This is a genomic window from Bacillus sp. AR4-2, from assembly GCF_008274865.1.
GTDB lineage: Bacteria > Bacillota > Bacilli > Bacillales > Bacillaceae_G > Bacillus_A > Bacillus_A cereus.
In genome coordinates this window covers 5,235,146-5,241,257 of the sequence record NZ_CP031062.1, presented here as the reverse complement: position 1 = coordinate 5,241,257, position 6,112 = coordinate 5,235,146, and the positions used below count along the sequence as shown (strand labels likewise).

Here is a 6,112-nt window from a genome sequence, read left to right as displayed (position 1 = left end):
AGGTGTCCCTCCTTTACTAAGTTGGTAAAAGAATAAGGTTGCGCAACAAATGTACAACCTAATAAATATAAAATGTATATTTATACGAAACGTATTTTAAAACCTAAAAACGTCGTTTGTATATGAGATAGGGTTTTCGACAAAAAAAGCAAATGTGGACAACTATTTACCCACATGTGATTAAAACTGTCCACATGTTATACACAAATTGTGGATAAGATAAAGATGTGGAAAACTTATTCAAAGTGAAAACACAACTATAATATCAAAAAAAAGTGGCTATAGCAATGAATTTAAGAAAGTTATCCACAAAATCAATACCTTGTGGAATAAACTTGTCCACAACACGATATACTGTGTAAAAGTGTGAAAAAAGTTTGTGGATATAAAAAACGCGAAAAAATATTTATCCACAAGGAAATATAGGTGCTGTGAAAAAGTATGTGAATAGGTTCAAAATGAATATTTGATGAAAATTTCTAGAACCATTGACATTTTCCTAGTTAATTAACTATAATTTATAGGACTGTCTTTAACAGATATTCCTCAGGGAGGTGTCATATAATGAAAAGAACTTACCAACCAAATAAACGTAAGCGCAGCAAAGTACATGGTTTCCGCAGCCGTATGAGCACAGCGAACGGACGTAAAGTGCTAGCAGCTCGTCGTCGTAAAGGAAGAAAAGTATTATCTGCGTAGACCACTGATCGTTCAGTGGTCTTTTTTTCTAATAATAGTGAATTTCCGCTGATGAAATACAGGAGTGTCAATTGATATGAAGAAAAAACATCGTATAAAGAAGAATGATGAATTCCAGGCGGTTTTTCAAAAAGGAAAATCAAATGCAAATCGTCAGTTTGTTGTATACCAATTAGATAAAGAAGAACAGCCAAACTTTCGCATCGGCCTTTCTGTTAGCAAGAAAATAGGAAATGCAGTAGTTCGTAATCGAATTAAGCGCATGGTCCGTCAGGCTATTACAGAGTTAAAAGATGAGATAGATTCTGGAAAAGATTTTGTTATAATAGCAAGGAAGCCTTGTGCAGAGATGACATATGAAGAAGTAAAGAAAAGCTTAATTCATGTCTTTAAACGCTCTGGTATGAAAAGAATAAAAAAGTAGCGTAAGGAAATGAATTACACTATATACATACCGATACAAGGAGGAGTAGGCTTTGAAAAAGAAATTAGGTTTACTAGCCATGGTCGTTGCATTAATGGCGATTGCCACCGGTTGTAGTGAAACGGGTCAGCCGATTACATCGAAAAGTACTGGGATTTGGAATGAATATTTCGTATATCCGCTTTCTCAGTTAATCACGTATTTTGCCGACTTATTTAACAGTAATTACGGTTTAGCAATTGTTATTACAACTCTTATCATTCGTTTTGCATTATTACCATTAATGATTAAACAAACAAAGAGTACAAAGGCAATGCAAGCGTTACAACCAGAAATGGTGAAGTTAAAAGAGAAATATAGTTCTAAAGATCAAGCAACACAGCAAAAACTACAACAAGAAATGATGCAGTTATATCAAAAGAATGGTGTAAATCCATTGGCAGGATGTTTACCGATATTTGTTCAGATGCCTATTTTATTCGCGTTTTATCATGCGATTATGAGAACAGCTGAAATTAAACAACATAGTTTCTTATGGTTCGATTTAGGACATGCAGACCCGTTCTATATCTTACCAGTCGTTGCAGCAATTACGACATTTATTCAGCAAAAGCTTGCAATGGCAGGAACAGCTGGTCAAAATCCACAAATGGCAATGATGCTTTGGCTTATGCCGATTATGATTTTAATCTTTGCAATTAACTTCCCAGCTGCATTATCACTTTACTGGGTTGTTGGTAATATCTTTGGTATTGCTCAAATGTACTTTATTAAAGGGCCAGAGATTAAGGCTAGTAAGGCTGGTAAAGCTGGAGGCTCAAGCAAGTGAGTGTAATTACTGCTAAAGGACAAACAGTCGAGCTGGCAGTAGAGGATGCTTTAAGGCAATTAAATACATCAAAAGATCGAGTAGATATAAATATTGTCGATGAGGGTAAAAGGGGATTCTTAGGTTTATTTGGGAATCGCCCTGCAGTAGTAGAAGTTGTATTGAAGAAAGATCCAATTCAAGAATGTGAAGAATATTTAAGAAATGTTATTCACGATATGGGTGTGGAAGTCGAGATTAGTAAAATTGTAAAAGGACGCGAAATCGAATTCACAATTTCTGGTGATAATGTAGGTGTTTTAATTGGGAAAAGAGGTAATACATTGAACTCTTTACAGTATTTAACAAAACTTGTCGCGAATCGTAACACGAAGCAGTATATCGGTATTACACTAGATGCTGAAAATTATCGTAGTAAAAGAAAAAGTACGTTAGAATCACTTTCTTATCGATTAGCGAAACAAGTATTTAATACGAAAAAAAGAGTTATTTTAGAACCGATGCCATCTTTTGAACGAAAAATTATTCATCAGGCATTATCAAATCATCAAGGTATCAATACAACTTCTGAAGGAAATGAACCACATCGGCATGTTGTAATATCTCCTAAATGACCGGTTGCTCAAATGAGTGCCGGTTTTTTTGAGCGGAAAATAGATGTGGATAACTAAAAAACACTAAACTTATCCACTGTGAATAAGTTTAGTGTTTTTTACATGGGGATATAATAAAATGAGTTATTCTTCTTTTGTAGATAGGTTCGTTATGGTATCCTAATAATTTAGTGAAAGAAATAATCATGTTGAAATAGAGATAAATAAGCAAGTGAGGTGAAAGGACATGGAATTTGATACAATTGCTGCGATTTCCACAGCGCTTGGAGAGGGTGCAATTGCCATTGTTCGAGTAAGTGGGGATGATGCGGTTGAGAAAGTTGATCGTATTTTTAAGGGGAAGGATTTAACAGAGGTTCCTTCTCACACTATTCATTATGGTCATATTGTTGATTTAGATACAAATCAAGTTATTGAAGAAGTTATGGTGTCTATTATGCGCGCACCAAGGACTTTTACACGTGAAAATATAGTGGAAATTAACTGTCACGGTGGACTTGTTTCAGTAAATAAAGTATTGCAACTTATTCTAGCACAAGGAGTACGATTGGCAGAACCGGGCGAATTTACAAAACGTGCTTTTTTAAATGGACGTATCGACTTATCACAAGCAGAAGCTGTTATGGATTTGATTCGAGCAAAAACAGATCGTGCGATGAATGTAGCAATTAATCAAATGGAAGGGCGATTATCTAAATTAATTGGTCTTTTGCGTCAAGAAATATTAGAAACATTAGCTCATGTTGAGGTAAATATAGATTATCCAGAATACGATGATGTAGAAGAGATGACACATAATATTTTAATTGAGAAAGCGACGCATGTTCGTTCGGAAATCGAAAAAATATTAGAAACATCAAAACAAGGGAAAATTTTACGTGAAGGCATTGCTACAGCAATTATCGGTAGACCTAACGTTGGGAAATCATCGTTATTAAATAGTCTTGTTCAGGAGAAAAAGGCAATTGTAACTGATATTGCAGGAACAACTCGTGATGTTATTGAAGAGTACGTTAACGTGCGTGGTGTACCTCTTAAACTTATAGATACAGCCGGTATTCGGGAGACAGAAGATATTGTTGAACGAATTGGTGTGGAACGTTCAAAAGAAATGATGAGCCAAGCGGATTTAGTATTAGTTGTTGTCAACTATAGCGAGGCTTTAACAAATGAGGATGAAGATCTATTCCGTGCGGTACAAGGAAAAGACTTTATTGTTATTGTGAATAAGACTGATTTACCGCAAGCGATTGATATGGAACGTGTTACAGAGTTAGCCGCGGGAAATCGTGTTATTACAACATCCTTAATTGAGGAACAAGGAATAGATGAACTCGAAAAGGCAATAGCTGATTTATTCTTTGAAGGAACAATTGATTCTGCAGATATGACATATGTTTCTAATGCGAGACATATTGGATTATTAACACAAGCAGGAAAAACAATCGGTGATGCAGTTGAGGCGATTGAAAATGGTGTACCAATTGATATGGTACAAATTGATTTAACAAGAACGTGGGAAATACTTGGTGAAATTACTGGGGACACAGTGCATGAAAGCTTAATTGACCAGTTGTTCTCTCAATTTTGTTTAGGAAAATAATATAGTGAAGTTGTAGAAAGATAGAGATTATTAGGAGGAATAAACAATGGGATACAATGCCGGTTCATACGATGTCATAGTAATCGGTGCAGGTCATGCAGGATGTGAAGCTGGTCTTGCGGCAGCACGAATGGGCTCAAAAACATTAATGTTAACAATTAATTTGGATATGGTAGCATTCATGCCATGTAACCCTTCTGTTGGTGGACCAGCAAAAGGGATTGTTGTTCGTGAAATTGATGCATTAGGCGGAGAAATGGGACGTAATATTGATAAAACTCATATTCAAATGCGTATGCTAAATACAGGTAAGGGACCAGCCGTACGTGCACTTCGAGCGCAAGCTGATAAATTCGCTTACCAACATGAATTAAAGAAAACAATTGAAGAAACACCAAACTTAACGTTGTTCCAAGGAATGGTAGAGCGTTTAATCGTTGAAGAAGGTGTATGTAAAGGGGTAGTTACACAAGCTGGTGCAGAATATACAGCAAAAACCGTTGTAATTACAACTGGAACATTTTTACGCGGCGAGATTATCATGGGCGACTTAAAATATTCAAGCGGTCCAAATAATCAGCAACCGTCTATTACATTATCTGAGCATTTAGAAGAACTTGGATTTGATCTTGTTAGATTTAAAACAGGGACACCTCCGCGTGTAAACAGTAATACAATTGACTACAGTAAAACAGAAATTCAACCAGGTGATGATAAGCCACGTGCGTTCTCTTTTGAAACAACGAAATTTATTATGGATCAAATTCCATGTTGGTTGACATATACAAGTACAGAAACACACCGTTTAATAGATGAAAATTTACATCGTTCAGCTATGTATTCTGGTATGATTAAAGGAACAGGCCCTAGATACTGTCCTTCTATTGAAGACAAAGTAGTAAGATTTAATGATAAACCACGTCATCAAATTTTCTTAGAGCCAGAAGGGCGTAATACACAAGAAGTATATGTACAAGGTTTATCCACAAGCTTACCAGAAGATGTACAACGTGACATGCTTAGAACAATTCCAGGCCTAGAAAATGTTGAAATGATGCGTACAGGTTATGCAATTGAATATGATGCAATTGTGCCAACACAACTATGGCCAACACTTGAAACGAAAAAGATTAAAAATTTATATACAGCAGGACAAATTAATGGAACTTCTGGTTACGAAGAGGCGGCCGGACAAGGGCTTATGGCTGGAATTAATGCAGCATGCCGTTCTTTAGGTAAAAAAGAAGTTGTTTTAGGTCGCGAGGATGCTTATATTGGTGTCTTAATTGATGATCTTGTAACGAAAGGTACAAATGAACCATATCGTTTATTAACGTCTCGTGCAGAATACCGTCTATTATTACGCCACGATAATGCTGATCTTCGTTTAACTGAAGTTGGTCGTGAAATTGGACTAATTAAAGAAGAGCGCTATGAGCGATTTACAAATAAAAAATTACAAATTGAACAGGAAAAGGAACGTTTAAGCAGCATTATTATTAAACCACGTCCTGAAGTTCAAGAATTAATTCGCAATATTGGCGGAAGTGAATTGAAAGATGGAATACGTGCAAGTGACTTATTACGTCGTCCAGAGATGACATATGAGCATATTCATCTTTTAGTACCAAGTGAAGTAGAATTAAGTGATGAAGTTAAAGAACAAGTTGAAATTCAGATTAAGTATGAAGGGTATATTGAAAAATCTTTACAGCAAGTAGAGCGTATGAAGAAAATGGAGAGTAAAAAAATCCCTGTAGATATTGATTATGATGCGATTTCTAGCCTTGCTTCAGAAGCTAGACAGAAATTGAAAGATGTTCGTCCACTTTCAATGGGGCAGGCTTCACGTATTTCTGGCGTAAATCCAGCGGATATTTCCATTTTACTTGTGTATATAGAACAAGGAAAAATTGCACGCGTATCGAACCAATAAATAGTAA

General features: G+C 35.8%; 6 protein-coding genes. All 6 read left to right on the top strand.

The annotated features are described in order from the left end of the window. The first annotated feature begins 564 nt into the window (after positions 1-564). The 6 genes from rpmH (at position 565) to mnmG (ending at position 6,105) form a co-directional block, all read left to right on the top strand. Positions 565-699 carry a 50S ribosomal protein L34 gene (gene rpmH, locus DN399_RS27085; protein ID WP_000831901.1) on the top strand — a complete coding sequence of 45 codons (135 nt, stop codon included), beginning with the start codon at positions 565-567 and terminating at the stop codon, positions 697-699. A 76-nt stretch (positions 700-775) separates the two neighbouring features. After that, positions 776-1,123 (top strand): ribonuclease P protein component, encoded by a 348-nt coding sequence (rnpA, locus tag DN399_RS27080; protein ID WP_000726621.1) that lies wholly within the window; start codon positions 776-778, stop codon positions 1,121-1,123. Positions 1,124-1,175: 52 nt separating this feature from the next. Further along, on the top strand, positions 1,176-1,952 hold the full coding sequence (spoIIIJ, locus tag DN399_RS27075) for a YidC family membrane integrase SpoIIIJ (RefSeq protein ID WP_000727738.1): 777 nt from the start codon (positions 1,176-1,178) through the stop codon (positions 1,950-1,952). Beyond that, positions 1,949-2,566 carry an RNA-binding cell elongation regulator Jag/EloR gene (gene jag, locus DN399_RS27070; protein ID WP_000111516.1) on the top strand — a complete coding sequence of 206 codons (618 nt, stop codon included), beginning with the start codon at positions 1,949-1,951 and terminating at the stop codon, positions 2,564-2,566. The genes spoIIIJ and jag overlap by 4 nt, the downstream gene beginning before the upstream one ends. A 226-nt stretch (positions 2,567-2,792) precedes the next feature. After that, positions 2,793-4,169 carry a tRNA uridine-5-carboxymethylaminomethyl(34) synthesis GTPase MnmE gene (mnmE, locus tag DN399_RS27065; protein ID WP_000393754.1) on the top strand — a complete coding sequence of 459 codons (1,377 nt, stop codon included), beginning with the start codon at positions 2,793-2,795 and terminating at the stop codon, positions 4,167-4,169. A gap of 46 nt (positions 4,170-4,215) precedes the next feature. Beyond that, complete coding sequence (mnmG, locus tag DN399_RS27060; protein ID WP_000541031.1) at positions 4,216-6,105, top strand: tRNA uridine-5-carboxymethylaminomethyl(34) synthesis enzyme MnmG; 1,890 nt, start codon at positions 4,216-4,218, stop codon at positions 6,103-6,105. Positions 6,106-6,112 lie beyond the last annotated feature (7 nt).